Source organism: Burkholderia sp. Se-20373, assembly GCF_017104705.1.
GTDB lineage: Bacteria > Pseudomonadota > Gammaproteobacteria > Burkholderiales > Burkholderiaceae > Burkholderia.
The window spans coordinates 1-20,162 of record NZ_JAAGPH010000007.1 but is presented as its reverse complement, the minus strand read 5'-3'; the positions used below and the strand labels follow the sequence as shown (position 1 = coordinate 20,162).

The 20,162-nt window shown below is 67.6% G+C and carries 20 protein-coding genes; 11 read left to right on the top strand and 9 right to left on the bottom strand.

Going from position 1 to position 20,162, the window contains the following annotated elements:
• The first annotated feature begins 4 nt into the window (after positions 1-4).
• Entirely contained in the window at positions 5-970 is a 966-nt protein-coding gene (locus tag G3N96_RS03865; protein WP_346778873.1) for an aminoglycoside phosphotransferase family protein, read from the top strand.
• A 12-nt stretch (positions 971-982) separates the two neighbouring features.
• Here G3N96_RS03865 and G3N96_RS03860 read toward each other — a convergent pair whose 3' ends face one another.
• Both G3N96_RS03860 and G3N96_RS03855 read right to left on the bottom strand, forming a co-directional pair.
• Entirely contained in the window at positions 983-1,558 is a 576-nt protein-coding gene (locus tag G3N96_RS03860; RefSeq protein ID WP_206136273.1) for a polysaccharide deacetylase family protein, read from the bottom strand.
• 85 nt (positions 1,559-1,643) lie between these two features.
• Complete coding sequence (locus tag G3N96_RS03855; protein ID WP_206136272.1) at positions 1,644-2,192, bottom strand: hypothetical protein; 549 nt, start codon at positions 2,190-2,192, stop codon at positions 1,644-1,646.
• Between the two features lie 284 nt (positions 2,193-2,476).
• Here G3N96_RS03855 and G3N96_RS03850 point away from each other — a divergent pair, with 284 nt between their 5' ends.
• The gene (locus G3N96_RS03850; protein WP_206136271.1) at positions 2,477-2,956 is read left to right on the top strand and encodes a DUF2501 domain-containing protein; all 480 of its coding nucleotides are present in this window, start codon (positions 2,477-2,479) and stop codon (positions 2,954-2,956) included.
• A gap of 128 nt (positions 2,957-3,084) precedes the next feature.
• Here G3N96_RS03850 and G3N96_RS03845 read toward each other — a convergent pair whose 3' ends face one another.
• Both G3N96_RS03845 and G3N96_RS03840 read right to left on the bottom strand, forming a co-directional pair.
• Complete coding sequence (locus G3N96_RS03845) at positions 3,085-3,450, bottom strand: hypothetical protein (protein WP_069248063.1); 366 nt, start codon at positions 3,448-3,450, stop codon at positions 3,085-3,087.
• Between the two features lie 314 nt (positions 3,451-3,764).
• Positions 3,765-4,526, bottom strand: coding sequence for a hypothetical protein (locus G3N96_RS03840; protein ID WP_206136270.1), 762 nt, complete (start codon positions 4,524-4,526; stop codon positions 3,765-3,767).
• Positions 4,527-4,660: 134 nt separating this feature from the next.
• Between G3N96_RS03840 and G3N96_RS03835 the strand changes: the two genes are divergently transcribed.
• The 3 genes from G3N96_RS03835 to G3N96_RS03825 all read left to right on the top strand — a co-directional run bounded on the left by G3N96_RS03835 (position 4,661) and on the right by G3N96_RS03825 (position 8,117).
• Positions 4,661-6,097, top strand: a complete 1,437-nt coding sequence (locus G3N96_RS03835) for an aldehyde dehydrogenase family protein (RefSeq protein WP_206136269.1) — start codon at positions 4,661-4,663, stop codon at positions 6,095-6,097.
• Between the two features lie 122 nt (positions 6,098-6,219).
• Positions 6,220-7,410, top strand: coding sequence for a nitronate monooxygenase family protein (locus G3N96_RS03830; RefSeq protein ID WP_206136268.1), 1,191 nt, complete (start codon positions 6,220-6,222; stop codon positions 7,408-7,410).
• Between the two features lie 65 nt (positions 7,411-7,475).
• Positions 7,476-8,117: an OmpW family outer membrane protein gene (locus tag G3N96_RS03825; RefSeq protein ID WP_124583387.1), complete on the top strand. Its 642-nt coding sequence runs from the start codon at positions 7,476-7,478 to the stop codon at positions 8,115-8,117.
• Positions 8,118-8,198: 81 nt separating this feature from the next.
• Here the strand turns inward: G3N96_RS03825 and G3N96_RS03820 are convergent, their stop codons facing one another.
• Positions 8,199-8,402: a DUF1289 domain-containing protein gene (locus G3N96_RS03820; RefSeq protein ID WP_010095552.1), complete on the bottom strand. Its 204-nt coding sequence runs from the start codon at positions 8,400-8,402 to the stop codon at positions 8,199-8,201.
• Between the two features lie 420 nt (positions 8,403-8,822).
• Between G3N96_RS03820 and G3N96_RS03815 the strand changes: the two genes are divergently transcribed.
• From G3N96_RS03815 to G3N96_RS03800, 4 genes are all read left to right on the top strand, one after another.
• Positions 8,823-9,917 carry a polyamine ABC transporter substrate-binding protein gene (locus tag G3N96_RS03815; protein WP_124583389.1) on the top strand — a complete coding sequence of 365 codons (1,095 nt, stop codon included), beginning with the start codon at positions 8,823-8,825 and terminating at the stop codon, positions 9,915-9,917.
• An 86-nt stretch (positions 9,918-10,003) separates the two neighbouring features.
• Complete coding sequence (gene potA, locus G3N96_RS03810) at positions 10,004-11,164, top strand: polyamine ABC transporter ATP-binding protein (RefSeq protein ID WP_206136267.1); 1,161 nt, start codon at positions 10,004-10,006, stop codon at positions 11,162-11,164.
• Positions 11,161-12,087: an ABC transporter permease subunit gene (locus G3N96_RS03805; protein ID WP_124583393.1), complete on the top strand. Its 927-nt coding sequence runs from the start codon at positions 11,161-11,163 to the stop codon at positions 12,085-12,087. Before potA ends, G3N96_RS03805 begins: the two co-directional genes overlap by 4 nt.
• Positions 12,084-12,905, top strand: coding sequence for an ABC transporter permease subunit (locus G3N96_RS03800; protein ID WP_039357879.1), 822 nt, complete (start codon positions 12,084-12,086; stop codon positions 12,903-12,905). Before G3N96_RS03805 ends, G3N96_RS03800 begins: the two co-directional genes overlap by 4 nt.
• Positions 12,906-13,082: 177 nt before the next feature.
• Here the strand turns inward: G3N96_RS03800 and G3N96_RS03795 are convergent, their stop codons facing one another.
• Genes G3N96_RS03795 through G3N96_RS03785 form a run of 3 tightly spaced genes read right to left on the bottom strand, consistent with a single transcriptional unit; the run spans position 13,083 to position 16,494 of the window.
• Positions 13,083-13,889, bottom strand: coding sequence for a sulfite exporter TauE/SafE family protein (locus G3N96_RS03795; protein ID WP_124583394.1), 807 nt, complete (start codon positions 13,887-13,889; stop codon positions 13,083-13,085).
• Positions 13,890-13,907: 18 nt separating this feature from the next.
• The gene (locus G3N96_RS03790) at positions 13,908-15,575 is read right to left on the bottom strand and encodes a bifunctional protein tyrosine phosphatase family protein/NAD(P)/FAD-dependent oxidoreductase (protein WP_206136266.1); all 1,668 of its coding nucleotides are present in this window, start codon (positions 15,573-15,575) and stop codon (positions 13,908-13,910) included.
• 34 nt (positions 15,576-15,609) lie between these two features.
• Positions 15,610-16,494, bottom strand: coding sequence for an MBL fold metallo-hydrolase (locus G3N96_RS03785; protein ID WP_206136265.1), 885 nt, complete (start codon positions 16,492-16,494; stop codon positions 15,610-15,612).
• A 248-nt stretch (positions 16,495-16,742) separates the two neighbouring features.
• On the opposite strand from G3N96_RS03785, the gene G3N96_RS03780 reads away from it, so the two are divergent.
• Together G3N96_RS03780 and G3N96_RS03775 are read left to right on the top strand one after the other, a co-directional pair.
• Positions 16,743-18,140: a sigma 54-interacting transcriptional regulator gene (locus tag G3N96_RS03780; protein ID WP_206136264.1), complete on the top strand. Its 1,398-nt coding sequence runs from the start codon at positions 16,743-16,745 to the stop codon at positions 18,138-18,140.
• Positions 18,141-18,226: 86 nt separating this feature from the next.
• Positions 18,227-18,757: a DUF4124 domain-containing protein gene (locus tag G3N96_RS03775; protein ID WP_206136263.1), complete on the top strand. Its 531-nt coding sequence runs from the start codon at positions 18,227-18,229 to the stop codon at positions 18,755-18,757.
• Positions 18,758-18,864: 107 nt separating this feature from the next.
• On the opposite strand, the gene G3N96_RS03770 is transcribed toward G3N96_RS03775, so the two are convergent.
• Positions 18,865-19,893 carry a MerR family transcriptional regulator gene (locus tag G3N96_RS03770; protein WP_206136262.1) on the bottom strand — a complete coding sequence of 343 codons (1,029 nt, stop codon included), beginning with the start codon at positions 19,891-19,893 and terminating at the stop codon, positions 18,865-18,867.
• Between the last annotated feature and the right edge of the window lie 269 nt (positions 19,894-20,162).

Genomic DNA, 20,162 nt, shown 5'->3' with positions numbered 1-20,162 from the left:
TGACGTGAAAACGCTGGAACCGTGGCTTCACCGGTACTGGAACATCGGGCCGGCGCACCTGCAGGCGCTGGCATCGGGCCATACTAACAAAACGTATCTCGTCGAGTGCGATGCGGGGCGTACGGTGCTGCGCGTGTCGTGGCCCGGCAAGTCGATCGAGCAGGTGCATCGCGAGGCGGCGATGCTCGGCCATCTCGGCCGCTCGCGTGCGGCGCCGATGCTGCCTGCGCTGCCGAAGCTGCGGCCGACCGTGGACGCCCAGTCCGGTGTGCAACTGCCCGACGGGAGCTGGCTGCATCTGTTCGAGCATATCGACGGCCGCCCCGGCCTGCCGGGTGATGAGGAGGCAGGCACGAGCGACGCGATGCGTGCGCTTGCGCATCTGCATGCGGAGATGGCAGCGATACCCGTGACCGAATCGGCGCCGCTCGCCTGGCTGTCTGCGCGCCACGCACGCGTAGCGGCGCGTGCCGCACCGTCGTTGCCGGGTGACCTGAGCGGCCACTACGAGACGATGATGCGTCGGATCGGCGCACATCTCGGCGCTGCTGCCCGCTGGCTGACGGGAGCGGTGCACTGGCTGCACGGCGACTATCACGCGGGCAATCTGCTGTACGTGGGGCACGCGGTGAACGGCGTGCTCGATTTCGACGATGTCGGGCAGGGCGCGCAGTGGCTCGAGGCGGCGTTTGCGCTGTTCGCGCTGTCGCGCGATGCGGGCAGGGACGATCGCTTCGTATTCGATGCGCGGCGCTGGGGTGTCGGCCTGCAAGCCTATGCCGCGACTCGGGCCGATGACGTGCCGGACTGGCTGCACGGCCGCCGCGATGCGGTGATGGGCCTGTTCTGCGCGGACCAGACGCTGATCCATCTCGAAGCCGCACAGCGCGGGCTGTGGACGCCGGGGCCGGGCATCGGTTTTCTCGGCGGCTGGTGGCAGTTGCTCGATGGTGCGGCGCCGGGACGTTAACCGGCTGCTTCGTCAGCGCGGCCGATTCAGGAACAGGCGCACCGCTTCGACCGTATGGGGCCGCGCCTCGCCGCGTCGCGATCCGTCGTGCATGCAGAACAGCACGTCATGTTGCCGTGCCGCGCTGGCGTCGGCGTGCGCGCACATCGCGTCGAACAGCGCCTGCGGCGACGGCGCCGGCCGCTGCCAGTCGTCCAGTATCGCGGTCCAGCCCGTGTGTTCGCGCTGCAGCCGCGCCAGCACGCCGGCGCGACTGTCCTGCGGCATCAGGCCGTAAGGCAGGCGCAATGGAATCGTGTCCGGCGCCGGAACGCCGGCTCGACGATAGGCTTCGCGGATCAGCGCGTCGGTCGTCTCGATCTCGTCGATCAGTGCATCGTCCGCCAGCGCGCCGGGCTTCGCGTGCGAATGGGTGTGATTGCCGAGCGGGTGGCCTTCGCTCACCATGCTTGCCGCGACATCGAGCGCGTCTTCGAGATTCTGGCCGAGCAGGAAGAAGGTCGCCTGGCAGGACGCGGCGTGTAGAACATCGAGCAAGAAGGGTGTCGAGGGACCGGGCCCGTCGTCGAAACTGAGGCGGATGGACATCGCGGATGGGTGCGCCGTTCAAGGTGTACCGGAGCAACGATAGCGCAAGTCGCGGCGAGCGGCGGCCGGCGCGCTCACTGGCCGGCTACTGGAGCGGCTCGATCGCCAGCGGACAGGTGCCGATCCGACGCAACTGCGTACCGGTCCACTCGTAGAAGAACCGGGCGGCCTTCGCGCTGTTGTCGTCGCATTCGTCGTTGAAGCAACCCGCGACGATCATCAGCCTGCTGCCGGGACGGAAATCGACGCGCGCCTCGTCGTTGCCCATCACGCCTGCGATGGCCTGCACGCCGGGCATCGTGTACGTCGCGCCCGTGTACTTGTCGACGATCGCGAAATTGCGGCAATCCGTTCCGCAACCCCAGATCGCGACCCGGTAGTGGCCGGCAAAATTGGCCGGTTGCGTGAATTCGTCGCGAATGACGGTGCGGTAGAGCCGGGTTTCCCGGGTGGTCAGGCGGGGCGCCGCAGCCGGCTTGCGCGGCGCGCTCGCGGCGGGTGCCGGATAGCGGTCGAACGAAGGCGACGGGCATGCGGCGGCCGCCGTGGCCGTCGCCGCGCGGGCGGCGCCGGACCCGCAAAGCAGCGCGGCCGATGCGCCGGCGATCAGCAGAAGTCGATGGGCAAGCATCACGCGAGCATCCTTCGGGTTCGGGATGGGGATCGGGCCGGAGGGTCCGAACGGCCGGCCCGACGATTCTATGACGCTTCACGCGCGCCGGCGACCTGGCGCAGCGATCGCGAGCCTGCGTCAAACCGACGTTCCGCACACGGCCCGCCGTCAAGCTTTGTCAAATTGTGGCGATATCACGATGCCTGACGTTTCAGGCGGCATCCGAAAGCTGTCATGCACGGGTCGATTGAGTATCCTTGGATTCGATTCGCGGTACTCATGCCATCACAACCGGGAGGCTTCACATGAATGCACGTCTATACCGCGCGACCGTTGCCGGCGCGCTGATCGGATTGCTCGCGCCGTTTTCGGTCGCGCATGCGCAGCTGGGCGACGTCCTGAAGCAGGTCGGCGGCGGTGGCGACTCTGGCGGCAGCGCGGGCGGTGCGCTCGGCAATCTCGGCGGCCTCGGCGGTGCATTGGCGGGCGGGGGCGGTGCGTCGCTGACGCCGGGCAGCACCGGGAACGTCGCCGGCCTGCTGCAGTTCTGCATCCAGAACAACTATCTCGGCGGGGCGTCCGGCGGCGCGTCGTCGGTGAAGGACGCGCTGATCGGCAAGCTCGGCGGCAACGCATCGTCCGACAGCGGCTATACCAGCGGCGCGAGCGGGGTGCTCGATGCCGGCAACGGCAGCAAGCTCGACCTGAGCGGCGGCGGCCTGAAGCAGCAGGTGACCAAGCAGATCTGCGACAAGGTGCTGACGCAGGCGAAGTCGCTGCTGTAAGTGTCGCGGTGCGTGGCGGCGCAGGGGGCGGTGCGATGCGTACCGCGCCCGCCGATCATCGCGATGGCCATGCGCGCATTGACGAACAGACGGGCGGCCGCGCGATGCCGCGGCCCGTACGGATGGACTCAATCGGCCAGCCGCTTGTCGGCGAGCGCCTTGCAGCAGTCTTCGTAGACCCATTGCACGAGTTTCGCCCGATAGTCGAGATCGTCGGTATCGACGATTTCCTCGACCGCGTCGCGTGCCCATGACGCATCGACGAACCCGGCATGCCGCTTCGCGATGTCCTGCGCGAGCGCCGCGAGCTTGGCAACGGCCAGCCAGTCGGCCTGGCGATGATGGCGGTCGAGCCAGCGGTGCGCGGCCTGGACCTGGAACGTGGCGTCCGGCCACGATTCGTTGAGGTAAAACGCGCCGAGATTGCCGCAGGTGAGCCAGCAAAGCAGTTCCAGGCGGTCTTGCGAGCCGAGGATATGGGGTGCGTCGGACATGGCAGCGCTCACGAAATACGTCGATTCCGGGCGGCGCCGGTTGCATTGCACCGGTGCCGATAATAAAAACATAGCACGATGCGGGCCCGACCGCGCACCCGGGCGGATGCTGACATCGCGGTGGTGAAACGGACGCCGTGCCCGCGAGGATCGCCGAAGGCGAAGTCAGGGGGGCAGCGGGAACGGAAAGTGCGCAAGCGCGTGAGGAGCGGCGCGGGATGAGGCGGCCGTGAACGGCCGTCGGCGCCGTGAAGCGGCCCCGTCGCCGAGGCCGCCGCAGCCCGGCCCGCGGGCCCGGCTGCCGATGAGCGAACTCAGGTCGTCGTGTGCGGGGCGCGCGCGATCGAGCGGATGCTGCGCTCGACGCGGATCAGGATGATCAGCACCGCGAGCGACACGAACGAATACAGCGCGACGAGCGCGGCGACGCCCGCGTAGCGCGCGGTCTGGCCGTTCTCGGCAGCGGTTTCTTCCGCGGCCTTCTTCTCGTTGTCGATCGCGGTGCGGCGTGCGTCGTAGCGCTCGGAGAAGTCGCGCATGACGGCCGACACGACGTCGGTGTACGCCTGCTCTCGCGCATATTCGTCGCCGTGACCGGTGACCTTCTTCTTGACGCTGGCCGCGACGTCCGGGCGCGACAGCACCTTGTCGAGATACGCGATCTGCTGCTCGTAGTACGCGACGTCCGGATGGTCGTCGTCGCCGAGCACGCGCTGGAACGACGGCTCGTACGCGTCGCGGTCGACCGCGTAGTCCGGCGACAGGGCCGCGCGGCCGTGCTTCTGCACGATGCCGGACAGTTGCGTCGACAGGCGCAGCGCGGGCGACGCATCGTCGTCCCTGGCTGCGGCGCCGCCGGCGGCCGGCGTGGCCTTGGCGGGCGCATCGTTCTCCCACGCGAACGATGCAGGATCGACCTGGATGGCCGAATCGACCTTCGGCGGTTTCGACAGGCGCGCATCGAGTGCGACCGCGCCGAATATGACCCCGCCGATCAGGACCGCGGTCGCGAACAACAGCACGATCACGCGCAATACCTGAAGATAGCCGCCCTCGATTTTGGTCAGGATGCTCAAGGCATTCTCCTTTCTTATGATGAATGAGGCGCCGAGGCTAAAGACCTTTCGAATGGCTGTCAATCGTCACGCCGCGTCACACCGGCGCACCGAAACGCTCGCTAGAATGGCGGCTTTCCTGGAGGCGGAAAGCGATGAAAATCTACGACCAGTTCTATATCGACGGCGCGTGGCGCAAACCGGCCGGCACCGGCACGATCGACGTGATCGACTCGGGCACCGAGGCGGTGATCGGCCGGATTCCGGAAGGCATCGCGTCCGACGCGCAGGACGCGATCCGCGCGGCGCGCGCAGCCTTCGACGCGTGGGCGGCCACGCCGCCCGCGACGCGCGCGGGCTACCTGCGCAAGATCGTCGAGCATCTGCAGGCGCGCAGCGAGGAACTCGCGCAGTCGATCACCGGCGAAGTCGGGATGCCGATCAAGCTGTCGCGCGCGATCCAGGTCGGCGGCCCGATCTACAACTGGAAGGCGTACGCGAAGCTCGCCGAGTCGTTCGAGTTCGACGCACAGGTCGGCAACTCGCTCGTCGTGCGCGAGCCGGTCGGCGTCGTCGCGGCGATCACGCCATGGAACTATCCGCTCAACCAGATCACGCTGAAAGTTGCGCCGGCGCTCGCGGCCGGCTGCACGGTCGTCCTGAAGCCGTCCGAAGTCGCGCCGCTCAATGCGTTCATGCTCGCCGAAGCGATTCATGAAGCCGGGCTGCCGGCCGGCGTGTTCAACCTCGTGTGCGGCTATGGCCCGGTCGTCGGTGAAGTGCTGGCCACGGATCCGGACGTCGACATGGTGTCGTTCACGGGCTCGACGCGCGCCGGCAAGCGCGTGGCCGAGCTGGCGGCCGCGAGCGTCAAGCGCGTCGCGCTCGAACTGGGCGGCAAGTCGGCGTCGGTGATCCTCGACGATGCCGATTTCGCGACGGCGGTGAAGGGCACGGTCAACGCGTGCTACCTGAACGCGGGGCAGACCTGCTCCGCGCACACGCGCATGCTGGTGCCGGAAGCGCGCTACGACGAGGCACGTGAGCTCGCGAAGGCGGCGGCCGAAACCTACGTCGCCGGCGATCCGCGGCAGGATGCGACGCGCCTCGGCGCGCTGGCATCGGCCGTGCAGCAGCAGCGCGTGCAGGACTACATCCAGCGCGGGATCGACGAAGGCGCCGAACTCGTGACGGGCGGCACGGGCCGCCCGGAAGGGCTGGATAAAGGCTTCTTCGTGAAGCCGACCGTGTTCGGCCGCGTCGATCCGAAATCGACGATCGCGCAGGAAGAAATCTTCGGGCCGGTGCTGTCGATCATCACGTATCGCGATGAAGACGAGGCCGTGCGGATCGCGAACGATTCGCCGTACGGGCTTGGCGGCGCGGTATGGGCCGGCAGCGACGAACGCGCGATGGTCATCGCGCGCCGCATCCGCACCGGGCAGGTCGACATCAACGGCGGCGCATGGAACATGGCCGCGCCGTTCGGCGGCTACAAGCAGTCGGGACACGGCCGCGAGAACGGCGTGTACGGACTCGAAGAATATCTCGAGTACAAGTCGATGCAGCTCAAGCCCGCGAAGCCGGCCTGAACGTTTCTCGCGGCATGACATGAAAACGGCACGCTCGCGTGCCGTTTTTTATTGACGGCCGTCAAGGTGCGCGTCGGTGGATCGTCGATCATCGCGGTTCCGATGTTCCGACGAGGTTTCAGATGACCGTACGCACTTCCTTTCCGCCGCTGACGATTCGCGGCCGCACCTTGTTGCCCGTCGTGCAGGGCGGCATGGGTGTCGGCATCTCCGCGCACCGGCTGGCGGGCAGCGTCGCGCGCGAAGGCGCGGTCGGCACGATCGCGAGCATCGACCTGCGCCACCATCATGCGGACCTGCTCGCGCGTTGCCGCGCGCAACCCGATCGCGCGACGCTCGAGGCCGCGAACCTCGAGGCGCTCGCACGCGAGATCCGCCTCGCGAGGACCTACAGCGAAGGGCGCGGGATGATCGCGGTCAACGTGATGAAGGCCGTGAGCGCGCATGCCGACTACGTGCGGGTCGCGTGCGACGAGGGGGCGGACGCGATCGTGATGGGCGCGGGCCTGCCGCTCGATCTGCCCGACCTCACGCAAGGACACGACATCGCGCTGATTCCGATCCTGTCGGACAGCCGCGGGATCGCGCTCGTGCTGAAGAAGTGGATGAAGAAGGGGCGCCTGCCCGACGCGATCGTGATCGAGCATCCGGCGCATGCGGGCGGCCATCTCGGCGTCACGCAGATCGACGACATGCACGACCCTCGCTTCGATTTCGCGCGCGTGCTCGACGAGACCGCCCAGGTGATGGCGTCGCTCGGCCTTGCGCGCGAAACGATCCCGCTGATCGTTGCGGGCGGGATCAACAGTCACGACACGGTGCGTGCGGCGTTCGAGGCCGGCGCGAACGGCGTGCAGGTGGGGACGCCGTTCGCGGTGACGGAAGAGGGCGATGCGCATCCGCACTTCAAGCGCGTGCTGGCCGACGCGACGCCCGAGGACATCGTCGACTTCGTCAGCGTGACGGGGTTGCCCGCGCGGGCGGTGAAGACGCCGTGGCTCGATCGTTACCTGCGCAACGAGACGCGCATCCGCATCAAGCTCGGCGCGCTGAAACAGCGCTGCCCGACCGCGCTCGAATGCCTGAGCGTATGCGGCTTGCGCGACGGCATCGAGAAGTTCGGCCATTTCTGCATCGACACGCGGCTCGCGGCCGCGCTGCGCGGCGACGTCGCGAACGGGCTGTTCTTCCGCGGCCGCGAAGCGTTGCCGTTCGGCCGTGCGATCCGCAGCGTGCGCGATCTGCTCGACCTGTTGCTGACGGGCGCTGCGACGGAGCCTGCGGCAAACCGCCCCACGTTTACGCTGGCTTGACGAATATCAAGATGAAGAAAAGACCCTACAGGGAGAATGGAAACCATTCTTTGGGGGTCCGTACCATGCATGAAACGATTCGAACTTGTGTCACCGCTGCCGCTGTTGCAGCCGCTTTCGCCGCGATGCCTTCGCTGTCGCACGCAGCCTCGCCGGGCGACGGCATCAACCAGGGCGACGTCCTGGTCCGGCTGCGCGCGATCAGCATCCAGCCGAACGAACGCGCGAGCGATACGCTGGGCGCGCTGAACGTCGGGGTGAACAACGCGATCGTGCCCGAGCTCGACTTCACGTACATGATCCGCGACTACCTCGGCGTCGAGCTGATCCTGGGTACGTCGCGGCACCAGCTGACGTCGAGCGTCGGCAATCTCGGCGGCGTGGGCGTGCTGCCGCCGACACTGCTGCTGCAGTACCACTTCAACCATGCCGGCAAGGTGCGTCCGTACGTCGGCGCGGGCGTGAACTACACGTACTTCTACAACAACGGGCTCAACGTCGGCGGCGAGGGCGTGTCGATCAACAAGAGCAGCTTCGGCCCCGCGCTGCAGTTCGGCGTGGACGTGCAATTGACGAAGAAGGTCTTCATGAACGTCGACGTGAAGAAGATCTGGATGAGCACCGATGCGACGCTGGGCGACAAGGGCATCGGCACGCTGCACATCGATCCGCTGATCGTCGGCGTGGGCGTCGGGATGAAGTTCTAGACGCGAAGGGAACAGAACAGAGTTGGGGTTGGCGGCATGTCGGTCGGCATGCCGCTTTTTTTATGCGCAGCGGCGGCGGATTTACAGCTTGTCGTACTGGAAGCGCATCGCGGTACCTTCGCGCGAGATGCGCTCCCACACCGCGCGCTTTTCGTCGTCGCTCAGGAACACCCAGTTCGACACTTCGGCGGCCGTGCGGCCGCAGCCCTTGCAGACTTCGTCGAAGAGGGTCGAACACACGCCGATGCAGGGGCTGTCGGGCAGGTCGTGGAGATTGGAGGCCATCGAAAGGGTTCACGCAGTTGAATCGTCAGCCGCCATTTTAATGCATCGCGGCCGGACGGTCGGACGGGTGCGGCCGGCATGCCGTACCGCTGCAGCAGCGTGACAGTACGGCGGGGTTCAGGCACGGCCGCCGGGCGGTTCGCGTCCGGCCGGAGCACGCGGGCGCGCCGCCGCCCGTTTTTCCCGGTGGACAGCCGCCGATTACCCGATAGAATTCCCCGGGAACGCCCCGCCGCACGGGCGGCCAGCCTGGCCGGCGGCGGTAATCTGTTCCGTTTGCGCGACACCGGCATGATTTTTTTGTGACGGCGCGCGAATGATGGTAGTTTTCGGGGTTTTCGAGGGGCGGCGCGCCAGAATGCGCCGTCATGACGAGGCAGACGGCAGCCGGACACACGGTCCGGCCGGAGGGAGAACGGGATGAAAGCAAAGGTAGTGGGCCGGTTCGCAGCGCTCGCGCTGTGCGTGGGTGCATCGGCGGCAGCGGCGAAGGAGTCGCAGCTCAATGTCTATAACTGGTCGGACTACATTGCGAAGGACACGATCCCGAACTTCGAGAAGCAGACGGGCGTCAAGGTTCGCTACGACAACTACGACAGCGACGACACGCTGCAGGCGAAGCTGCTGACGGGCAGCTCGGGCTACGACATCGTCGTGCCGACCAGCAACTACGCAGGCAAGCAGATCGCCGCCGGCATCTTCGCGCCGCTCGACAAGTCGAAGCTGCCGAACCTCAAGTACCTGGATCCGCAACTGATGGCGCTCGTCGCCGGCGCGGACCCGGGCAACAAGTTCTCGGTGCCCTGGGCGTACGGCACGACCGGTCTCGCGTACAACCTGACGAAGGCGCAGCAGGCGCTCGGCAAGGTGCCGCTCGACAACTGGGACATCCTGTTCAAGCCGGAAAACATCTCGAAGCTGAAGACCTGCGGCGTGTCGGTGCTCGACGCACCCGACCAGATGTTCGCGGCGACGCTGCACTATATCGGCAAGGATCCGATGAGCACGAACCCGGCCGACTACAAGGCCGCGATGGAAGTGCTGAAGAAGATCCGCCCGTACATCACGCAATTCAACTCGTCGGGCTACATCAACGACCTGGTCGGCGGCGACATCTGCTTCGCGTTCGGCTGGTCGGGCGATGTCGTGATCGCGAAGCATCGCGCGATCGAGGCGAAGAAGTCGTACAAGGTCGAGTACTACATTCCGAAGGGCGGCGCGCCGGTGTGGTTCGACGTGATGGCGATCCCGAAGGACGCGAAGAACAAGGATGCCGCGCTGCAGTGGATCAACTACATCGAGGATCCGAAGGTGCACGCGGCGATCACGAACGCGGTGTACTACCCGAGCGCCAACGCAGAGGCCCGCAAGTACGTGCGGCCCGACGTCGCGAACGACCCGGCCGTCTATCCGCCGGCCGACGTCGTGAAGACGCTGTTCCTGCTCAAGCCGCTGCCGCCTGAAATCCAGCGTCTGCAGACGCGTCTGTGGACCGAGCTGAAGTCGGGCCGCTGACGCGAGCCGGAGTGAATCAGCAGTCATGAAGCCCCTGGTGCCCCCGGGGGCTTTGTTCGTTCAACGCAGGAGAGAAGCAGCACATCATGAATAGCCAGTCGGGTGCGCCGGTCGCGGGCGCGCCGTCCTCCGTTTCCTCCTCCGGCGCCGATGCGCGCGCCGAGAACTTTGTCCAGATCGTCGACGTCGTCAAGAAGTTCGGCGACACCGAAGCCGTGCGCAGCGTCAACCTGACCGTGCGCCAGGGTGAGCTGTTCGCGCTGCTCGGCAGCTCGGGCTGCGGCAAGTCGACGTTGCTGCGGATGCTCGCGGGCCTCGAGACGGTCACGTCGGGCAAGATCCTGATCGACGGCGAGGACCTCGCGCAGATGCCGCCGTACAAGCGGCCCGTGAACATGATGTTCCAGTCGTATGCGCTGTTCCCGCACATGACGGTCGAGTCGAACGTCGCGTTCGGTCTCAAGCAGGAAGGCACGCCGAAGGCCGAGCTGAAGGCGCGCGTCGCATCGGCGCTCGAACTCGTGCAGATGAGCAAGTACGCGAAGCGCAAGCCGCATCAGCTGTCCGGCGGCCAGCAACAGCGCGTCGCGCTCGCGCGCTCGCTGGTCAAGCGGCCGAAGCTGCTGCTGCTCGACGAGCCGATGTCCGCGCTCGACAAGCAGATCCGCCAGCGCACGCAGATCGAGCTCGTCAACATCCTGAACAAGGTCGGCGTCACCTGCATCATGGTCACGCACGACCAGGAAGAAGCGATGACGATGGCCAATCGTCTCGCGGTGATGAGCGAAGGGCAGATCGTGCAGATCGGCTCGCCGAACGAGGTGTACGAATATCCGAACAGCCGCTTCTCGGCCGAATTCATCGGCTCGACGAACCTGTTCGACGGTGTGACCGTCGAGGACGAACCCGACCACGTGTACATCGAATCGCCGGAGCTGCCGAGCCGGCTGTACGTGAGCCACGGGATCTCGGGCCCGCTCGGGATGCCGGTCACCGTGTCGGTGCGCCCCGAACGGATCGCGCTGACGCGCAAGCCGCCCGAAGGCGCGTTCAACTGGGCGCGCGGCCGGATCAGCAACGTCGCGTACATGGGCGGCTACTCGCTGTATCACGTGAAGCTCGACGGCGGCAAGACGGTGATCGCGAACGTGTCGAGCCTCGCGATTTCCGAGCTCGAGACGCCTGCGCTCGGCGACGAGATCTACGTGCGCTGGAGCGCGACGGCCGGCGTGGTGCTGACGTCATGACCGCGTTCAAGTCCCTGCTCGAGTGGCCGGTGCGGCGCTTCAACCTGACGGGCGCCACGGCGGTCGTCGCCGGGCCGTTCACGTGGCTCGTGCTGTTCTTCCTCGTGCCGTTCGTGCTGGTCGTCAAGATCAGTTTCGCGGAGCTGCAGCTCGGCATCCCGCCGTACACGGAGCTCGCGTCGTACACCGACGGCGTCGTGCACGTCGCGCTGAACCTGTCGCACTACGCGTTCCTGTTCACGGACAGCCTGTATTTCGCGACCTACGTGAACTCGGTGTGGGTCGCCGCGATCACGACGCTGCTGTGCCTGCTGATCGGCTATCCGATGGCGTACTACATCGCGCGCTCGAACCCGGCGACCCGCAACCTGCTGATGATGGGCGTGATGCTGCCGTTCTGGACGTCGTTCCTGATCCGCGTGTATGCGTGGATCGGCATCCTGAAGAACAACGGGCTGCTGAACAACTTCCTGATGTGGATCGGGCTCACGCATACGCCGATCGAGCTGTATCGCACCAACTACGCGGTGTACATCGGGATGGTGTATTCGTACCTGCCGTTCCTCGTGATGCCGCTCTACGCGCATCTCGTGAAGATGGACCTGCGCCTGCTCGAAGCCGCGTACGACCTCGGCGCCAAGCCGTGGAAGGCGTTCGTGCAGATCACGCTGCCGCTGTCGAAGAACGGGATCATCGCGGGCTGCCTGCTCGTGTTCATCCCGGCGGTCGGCGAGTACGTGATTCCCGAACTGCTCGGCGGCGCGAACACGCTGATGATCGGCCGCGTGATGTGGAACGAGTTCTTCAACAACGCAGACTGGCCGATGGCGTCGGCGGTGACCTGCGCGATGGTGCTGCTGCTGCTCGTGCCGATGGCGATGTTCCAGCACTTCCAGGCGAAGGAGCAGGGAGGCCGCCGATGAAGCCGAATCGTTACCTGCAGTTCGCGGCGCTGTTTGCCGGCTTCGCGTTCCTGTACATCCCGATCATCAGCCTGATCGTCTATTCGTTCAACGAGTCGAAGCTCGTCACCGTGTGGTCGGGCTTCTCGTTCCGCTGGTACGCGGCGCTCGTCGAGGACGACGAGCTGCTGACGGCCGCGTGGCTGTCGCTGAAGATCGGCGTGCTGACCGCGTTCGCGTCGGTGTTCATCGGCACGTGGGCCGGCTTCGTGCTCGCGCGGATGGGGCGCTTCCGCGGCTTCGCGCTGTTCAGCGGGATGATCAACGCGCCGCTCGTGATTCCCGAGGTGATCCAGGGGATCTCGCTGCTGCTGCTGTTCATCGAGCTGGCGAAGTGGATCGGCTGGCCGGCCGAGCGCGGTGTGTTCACGATCTGGCTCGGCCACGTGATGCTGTGCATCTCGTACGTCGCGATCATCGTGCAGTCGCGTGTGCGCGAGCTGAACCCGTCGCTGGAAGAAGCCGCGCTCGATCTCGGTGCGACACCGCTGAAGGTGTTCTTCACGATCACGCTGCCGCTGATTTCGCAGGCGCTGATCGCGGGCTGGCTGCTGTCGTTCACGCTGTCGATCGACGACCTCGTGCTGTCGGCGTTCCTGTCGGGCCCCGGCTCGACGACGCTGCCGCTCGTGGTGTTCTCGCGTGTGCGGCTGGGCTTGAACCCGGAGATGAACGCGCTCGCGACGCTGTTCATCGTCGCGGTGACGGCCGGCGTCGTGATCGCGAACTTCGTGATGCTGCGCCAGGAACGCAAGCGGATGGCGGGGTTCGCGACCTGACGTTCGGGTTGGGATCGCTGCTGTAAAAAGCGCCCGGTGCCGACGACGAGTCGGGCCGGGCGTTTTGTTTGGGGGGCGCTGCGTGTGGATCAGTGCCGGTCTATACGCGATTGCGACAGATGAACGGCATCGTAGACGGGACGCGGGTTCGATTCCCGCGCCCGATCTCGCGCCGGCTCACGCGCCGAACGCCGCCTTCGCCAGCAGCCCGAGCGCGACGCACACGAGCACGGCCGCGAACCCGGCCTGCACGTGCCGCGCGGCGAGGTGGCGCGACGCGCCGCGGCCGGCGGCCATGCCGAGCGCGGTCGCGACGGTGAACCACAGCGTCACGTCGAGCGGTGCGCGCGTGCCCGACACGAGCGTCGCGAACACGCCGCCGGTGCCGACGAGCGCGATCACCATCAGCGACGTCGCGACGACACCGTGCATCGACACGTTCGTGAACTTGCGCAGCATCGGCACGATCACGAAACCGCCGCCGACACCAAGCAATCCCGTCATCAGGCCCGTCATCGCGCCGGTCGACGCCAGCGCGACGCCGACCGGCCAGGACCACACGAGCCGGCCCGTATCGGGATTCACGCGGCCGACGCACAGCGGCGACGCTTCCGCGTCGACCGGCGCCCGCCGCAGCGCCTGCCGCAACAGGCGGCCGGCGACGACCAGCATCGTCAGCGCGAACAACGCGAGCAGCAGGCGTTGCGGCAGCACGTGCGCAAGCCGTACGCCGAGCGTGGTCAGCGGCACGCCGGCCACGGCCATCAGCAGCGCCGCGCGATAGCGCACGAGCCCGCGGCGGAAACCTTCGAGCGCGCCGAGCGCGGCGCTGCCGGCCACCGCGACGAGCGCGACGGGCGTGGCCTGCTGCATCGGCCAGCTCATGCCGACGACGAGCGCCGGCACCGCGAGGATGCCGCCGCCGGCGCCGGTCAGGCCGAGCACGGCACCGACGAAACCGCCCAGGACGAGGGAAATCAGCATGACGTCATCTCGCTCCGGTCAACGTGCGATCGCGGGCTTCGCAAGCCATTCGCGGCCCTTGAGCATCGCCTTCCAGTAGAGCGGCGGCAGCACGCGCTCCTTGAGCAGCCACGCGAGCCGCGACGGGCGCTTGCCGTCGATCAGCCACGCAGGGAAGGTCGGCGCGACCTTGCCGCCGTACAGGAACTCGGCGAGTACGATCTTGCCGCGCTCGACGGTGAGCGGGCACGAGCCGTAGCCGTCGTACGCGGCGTCGCCGTGCGCGCGGCCGAGCGATGCGAGCAGGTTGTGCGCGACGACGGGTGCCTGCTTGCGGGCGGCCGCGGCCGTCTTCGCGTTGGTCGTGTTGGTGGCGTCGCCGAGCGCGTAGACGTCCGGATACTGCTTGTGCCGCAGCGTCACCGGATCGACGTCGATCCAGCCGGCCGCATCGGCGAGCGGGCTCGATCGCACGAAGTCGGGCGCCTTCTGCGGCGGCACGACGTGGATCATGTCGAACGCACGCACGACGGTTTCCTTTCCGCCGTCCGGCAGTGCGCGCGCGAACGTCGCGCGGCGCGCGGGCCCGTCGATCGACACGAGGTTGTGGCCGAACGACAGCGCGATGTCGTAGCTTTTCACGTACTCCATCAGCGCGGGCACGTAGTCGGCGACGCCGAACAACGCGGCGCCCGCATTCAGGAACTCGACGTTCGCGGCCTCGAGGCGGCCCGCGCGTCGCCAGTGGTCGCATGACAGGTACATCGCCTTTTGCGGCGCGCCCGCGCACTTGATCGGCATCGGCGGCTGCGTGAAGAGCGCGTTGCCGCCGCGGAATGCGCGAACGAGTTCCCACGTGTACGGCGCGAGATCGTAGCGGTAGTTCGACGTGACGCCGTTGCGGCCGAGCGTGTCGGCGAGGCCTTCGATCCCGTGCCAGTCGAGCTTGAGTCCCGGACACACGACGAGCTTGCGATAGCCGATGCGGCGGCAGCCGTCGAGCACGACCGTGTGCGCTTCGGGCTCGAAGCCCGCGACGGCGGCCTGGATGTGCTGCACGCCGCGCGGCAGCACGTCGGTCATCCGGCGCGCGGTGGTCTCGGGGCGGAACACACCCGCGCCGACCATCGTCCAGCCCGGCTGGTAGTAGTGGACGTCGGCTGGATCGATCACGGCGATGTCGAGCGATGCGTCACGCGCGAGCAGGCTCGACGCGACCGCGATGCCGGCCGCGCCCGCGCCGACGATCACGATGTCGTGCCGCGCGTCGATGGCCGGCGCCGCCTGCCTGCCGCCTTGCGCGACACGCGACGCGATCGCGTGCAGATCGTAGCCGGCCGCAGCGGCCGTCGCGACGATGTCGTTCAGCGGACGCAGGGCGGCTTGCGACAGCGCCCACAGCGTGGCCGAGCGCGTGCCGCTGCGGCAGTACGCGAGCACCGGGCCGTCGATCGACGCGACGAGCGCGCCGAACTGCGCGGCCTGGTCGTCGGTCACCTTGCCGGTATCGACCGGCAGGTAATGCACGTCGATGCCGAGCGGCGCGGCGGCCGCGCGGATCTCGGTGACGGTCGGCTGGTCGGGGCCTTCGCCATCGGGGCGGTTGCAGATGATCGCGCGGATACCGGCCGCGTGAAGCGCGGGCAGGTCGGCCGCCGCGATCTGCGGCGAGACCGACAGCGTGTCGGTCAGCTTGCGGAGGGTCATGTCGGGGGGCTCCGGATGGGGCGGGGCGTGTCGCTCAGATCGCGTCGAGCGGGATCTTCAGGTAGCGCACGCCGTTGTTTTCGGGCTCGGGCAGGTGGCCGGCGCGCATGTTGACCTGCACGGACGGCAGCATCAGCACGGGCATCGCGAGCGTGGCATCGCGCGCGGTGCGCATCGCGACGAAATCGTCCTCGGTCACGCCGTCCTTCACGTGCACGTTCGCGCGGCGCTGCTCGGCCACGGTCGTCTCGAACTGCACGTCGCGGCCGCCCGGCTGGTAGTCGTGGCACAGGTACAGGCGCGTGTCGGGCGGCAGGCCGAGCACGCGCGCGATCGAGCGGTACAGCGTGCGCGCGTCGCCGCCCGGGAAATCGCAACGGGCCGTGCCGTAGTCGGGCATGAACAGCGTGTCGCCGACGAATGCCGCGCGCTGTGTCGCGTCGTCGACGCAGTAGGTCATGCACGCGGGCGTGTGGCCCGGTGTATGCAACGCGCGGATCGTCAGCGCGCCGAGCGCGAGCGTGTCGCCGTCGTCGAGCAGCCGGTCGAACTGGCGGCCGTCCTGCGCGAAACCGGAGCCCGCGTTGAACAGCGTGCCGAACACGTGCTGCACGCGGCGCACGTGCGAGCCGATCGCGATCCGGCCGCCGACGTGTTCCTTCAGGTACGGCGCGGCCGACAGGTGGTCGGCGTGCACGTGGGTTTCCAGCAGCCAGTGCACGTCGGCGCCGAGTTCGGCGACACGGGCGATCAGCCGGTCGGCGCTCGCGGTGCGCGTGCGGCCGGATTTCGGGTCGTAGTCGAGCACGCTGTCGATCAGCGCGCACGCGCGGCTCGCGGTATCGAGCAGCAGATAGCTGACGGTGTGGGTCGCCGGGTCGAAAAAGCCTTCGACCGACAGCGTGGTGGCATGGCTCACGGGGTGTCCTCGATCGGGTTCTGTATCTGCAATCGGGATGGGTAAATCAAGAAGCGTGCCAGCGTGCGCCGACGCACCGGCCGATCCGCCAGGGACTTGATTCGGCTCGGATTTTCGGTGCGGTTGCAGCAATGAACGGACGTCGTTGGCCTCCGTTCGTCACTGCTGACTGCCACATCTGGCAGTATCGTGGCAGAATTGGCAGTCTGCCTGGCAGTTCGTCAGGCACGCCTTCACCGAGCGTCCGCATGAATCCGCACGACACCATCCCGATCGTCCCCGCGCCGCGCCGCGACGCCATGCCCGACGTGCGCGCGCTCGTCGCGTATCTCGAGCAGGATCCGCAGCCGATGATCGTCGTCGATCCCGACTACCGCATCCTCGCGGCGAACGATGCGTACCGGCGCCAGTTCGGCGTCGCGGGCGTCGAGCACGTGGGCCGGCACTGTTTCCAGGTCTCGCATCACTACGACGTGCCGTGCGACCAGGCCGGCGAGCATTGCCCGATGAAGCAGGCGCTCGAATCGCGCGGGCTGAACCGCGTGCTGCACATCCACCACACGCCGCGCGGCCCCGAGCATGTCGACGTCGAATTGCGGCCGATCTTCGATGCCGACGGCAATGTGATCGCGTACGTCGAGCGGCTGACGACGGTGCGCAGCGCATCCGCGCAGCCGAGCGCGGAAGGGCTCGTCGGCGGCGCCGACGCGTTCAATGCGGCGCTCGGCGCATTGCAGCGCGTCGCGCCGTCGATGCTGCCGGTGCTGCTGCTCGGCGAATCGGGCACCGGCAAGGAGCTGTTCGCCCGCGCGCTGCACGAGGCGAGCGACCGCGCGATGGGGCCGTTCGTCGTCGTCGATTGTTCGGGGATCGCCGAGACGCTGTTCGAGAGCGAGCTGTTCGGTTACGAGAAGGGCGCGTTCACCGGCGCGAACCAGCGCAAGCCGGGCCTCGTCGAGACCGCGCAGGGCGGCACGCTGTTTCTCGACGAGATCGGCGACGTGCCGCTGCCGATGCAGGTGAAGCTGCTGCGGCTGATCGAGTCGGGCACGTTCCGGCGCGTCGGCGGCGTCGAGGCGCTGCGCGCGGATTTCCGGCTGGTCGCGGCCACGCACAAGCCGCTGCGCGAAATGATCGACGACGGCCGGTTCCGGCAGGATCTCTATTACCGGATCAACGCGTTTCCGATTCCGTTGCCGGCGCTGCGCGAGCGGCGCGGGGACGTCGCGCTGCTGGCCGAATCGATCCTGCGGCGGATCGCGAACGCGCGTGCCAGCGCGGGCGACGCGGGCGCGCGGCCGTTCGCGGCCCGGCCGTTCGTGCTGACCGAGCGCGCGCTCGCGTGTCTCGATGCGTACGCGTGGCCGGGCAACATCCGCGAGCTGCGCAACGTGCTCGAACGCGCGTGCCTGTTCGCGGACGACGGGACGATCCGGATCGAGCATCTGCCGGCCGAGCTGGTTGTTGCATCGGCGGTGCAGCAGGAGGGGGCGGCTGGTGTGCGCGGCGTGTCGGATGCAGAGCTCGTGCGGATCGCGCGCACGTTCGACGGCACGCGCAAGGCGCTCGCCGAGCAGGTCGGGATGAGCGAGCGGACGTTGTACCGGCGAATGAAGGCGCTCGGGCTTGGCACGCGCGAAGGCTGAGCGCGCATGCTGCGCGCGGCTGGCGGCGAAAAGCGGCTTTGCCGATAATGGCGCGTTCGATCCAGATCCCGCCTCCCACGTCGCCGATGAAGAGACGCTTCCTTTCGCCTTGCCTGTTTCTCGCAGCCACTGCGTTGTGCAACCTGGCGCAGGCCGCCGCCGAGTACACGTGGACCGACGCGGCCGGCGCGCATGCGGTGACGCTCACGAGAACCGAGTCCGGCGACGACGTCGAACTCAAGGTCGCCGCGACGCTCGACGGCCGGCCCGACTGGACCGTGCGTGACTACGTGAAGGCATGCCCGGTCGACGTGATTCTCGACGTCGTACCTGCGTCGATCGAAATGCGCGACCTGCTCGGCAACGGCCGCAAGCAGTTCCTGTTCGCGTACAAGATCGGTTGTCGCGGCGATGTGAGCGTCGACCAGGTCAAGTACTTCCTGATCGACCAGGGCACGAAGTACGTGCTGCGCGGCGAGGAGACGGTGACGGTCAACGGCAAGTTCATGGACGGCGGTGCGGCGCCCGTGCCGAATGCGGACCTGAAGGCGCAGCCCGCGTTTCTGCGTTACATGACGAAGCGCTGGCGCGGGATCAGCGCGCGCGACTATCGGTAGGCATGCGCGCGGCGGCCGCGACGGTGCGTTCGACGCGCGCCTGTCGGTGAAACGGGCGGCACGCGGAAAACCCGCCCGCCGCCCGCAACGTCATGCGTTCAACCTGTTCATCGCGCCGGCGCCAGCTGCGCCATCGCCTCCCGCACGAAGCCGATCAACGTGTCGTCGATCCACGAATCCTTCGTCAGCGACGGCTCGTTCATCATCGCCCGGCGGAATTTCGCATGCGTGGCCGGATCGTTGCCGGCATAGCTGCAGAACAGCGTGAGCCAGCGCTGCGCGAGCGCGCGGCCTTCCGGTGAATCCGGCCTGGCGCCCGCCTCGATCGCGTCGCGCACGTCGCCCATCAGTTGCGGCCATGCCATCGCGCTTTCACCGTAGTGGGCGCGCATGAAGCGGATCTCGTCCGGCGTGAGGTACTTCTCGAAGATCCGCATCTTGGTTTCCGCCGACGCGCGCAGCACATAGTCGCGCAGCGCGGTCGAAATGCCGATCTTCGACTGCATCGCCGGTTCGCATTCGTGCATCAGGTTCAGCTTCGCCAGCAGCCGTGGATCGTTGTTCGTGTCGCGCACGAGCAGCGCCATCCAGCGGCTGGCGAGCGCACGGGTGCGTTCGTCTTCGGCGGGCACGCCCGCGTCGTGCAGCGCGCGCACCGCGTCGACGAGTGCGATCCATTCGGCGTCGCCCGCCTGGCTCTTCTGGTACATCGGCAGGCGCGCGAGTTCTTCCTCGGAAAAGTATTTGTCGTACACGGTCATCAACTCCAGGGTGGTGAGCCAATCGGCCAGCTCCGGCTCCGTGCCCGCGGCGAGCTGCGCATGCAGGTTCACGAGCCGCTCGCGCAGCTGCGCGGTCTGCGCGAGCTGACGGTCGAGCAGCGCGATCTGCTTCGCGACGATCTCGACGAGCGGTGTGTCGGGCTGGTTCAGGTGGTCGCCGATTTCGGTGAGCGACAGGCCGAAGCGACGCAGCGCCTGGATCTGGTGGAGCCGCGCGATGTCGTGGCGGTCGTACAGCCGGTAGCCGTTGTCGGCGCGCGCCGAAGGCGTCAGCAGACCGATCGCGTGATAGTGACGAAGCGTGCGGACGGTCAGCCCGCTGCGTTTCGCCAGCTCTCCCACTTTCAGTCGCATTCGTTCCTCCATTCGGGTCGCACACTGGAGTCTCGAACGTTACGCTACGTGAGGGTCAAGCGGAAGATCGGAAATCGGGTGCGCGGCGGAATTCCGCGCACCCGATCGCAGGGCCGGCTTATTGCGGCGAAGGCGGCGTGTCGGCGCCGGCGGCGCGCGCTTGCTGGCCGGTGGCGGGCGCGTCGGCCGCCTTGTCGGTCCTGCCGGACTGGCCGGGCTTGTCGACCGGCGGCGTGCCCATCGCCTGGTAAAGCCGCGCGGTGTCCGCG

Excerpts from the sequence above, each read along its gene's own strand:
- G3N96_RS03780 (WP_206136264.1), top strand. The coding sequence starts at position 16,743 with ATGAATCCGCACGACACCATCCCGATCGTCCCCGCGCCGCGCCGCGAC.
- G3N96_RS03790 (WP_206136266.1), bottom strand. The coding sequence starts at position 15,575 with ATGACCCTCCGCAAGCTGACCGACACGCTGTCGGTCTCGCCGCAGATC.
- G3N96_RS03860 (WP_206136273.1), bottom strand. The coding sequence starts at position 1,558 with ATGTCCATCCGCCTCAGTTTCGACGACGGGCCCGGTCCCTCGACACCC.
- G3N96_RS03850 (WP_206136271.1), top strand. The coding sequence starts at position 2,477 with ATGAATGCACGTCTATACCGCGCGACCGTTGCCGGCGCGCTGATCGGA.
- G3N96_RS03830 (WP_206136268.1), top strand. The coding sequence starts at position 6,220 with ATGACCGTACGCACTTCCTTTCCGCCGCTGACGATTCGCGGCCGCACC.
- G3N96_RS03775 (WP_206136263.1), top strand. The coding sequence starts at position 18,227 with ATGAAGAGACGCTTCCTTTCGCCTTGCCTGTTTCTCGCAGCCACTGCG.
- G3N96_RS03815 (WP_124583389.1), top strand. The coding sequence starts at position 8,823 with ATGAAAGCAAAGGTAGTGGGCCGGTTCGCAGCGCTCGCGCTGTGCGTG.
- G3N96_RS03805 (WP_124583393.1), top strand. The coding sequence starts at position 11,161 with ATGACCGCGTTCAAGTCCCTGCTCGAGTGGCCGGTGCGGCGCTTCAAC.
- G3N96_RS03825 (WP_124583387.1), top strand. The coding sequence starts at position 7,476 with ATGCATGAAACGATTCGAACTTGTGTCACCGCTGCCGCTGTTGCAGCC.
- G3N96_RS03820 (WP_010095552.1), bottom strand. The coding sequence starts at position 8,402 with ATGGCCTCCAATCTCCACGACCTGCCCGACAGCCCCTGCATCGGCGTG.
- G3N96_RS03835 (WP_206136269.1), top strand. The coding sequence starts at position 4,661 with ATGAAAATCTACGACCAGTTCTATATCGACGGCGCGTGGCGCAAACCG.
- G3N96_RS03795 (WP_124583394.1), bottom strand. The coding sequence starts at position 13,889 with ATGCTGATTTCCCTCGTCCTGGGCGGTTTCGTCGGTGCCGTGCTCGGC.
- G3N96_RS03845 (WP_069248063.1), bottom strand. The coding sequence starts at position 3,450 with ATGTCCGACGCACCCCATATCCTCGGCTCGCAAGACCGCCTGGAACTG.
- G3N96_RS03800 (WP_039357879.1), top strand. The coding sequence starts at position 12,084 with ATGAAGCCGAATCGTTACCTGCAGTTCGCGGCGCTGTTTGCCGGCTTC.
- potA (WP_206136267.1), top strand. The coding sequence starts at position 10,004 with ATGAATAGCCAGTCGGGTGCGCCGGTCGCGGGCGCGCCGTCCTCCGTT.
- G3N96_RS03770 (WP_206136262.1), bottom strand. The coding sequence starts at position 19,893 with ATGCGACTGAAAGTGGGAGAGCTGGCGAAACGCAGCGGGCTGACCGTC.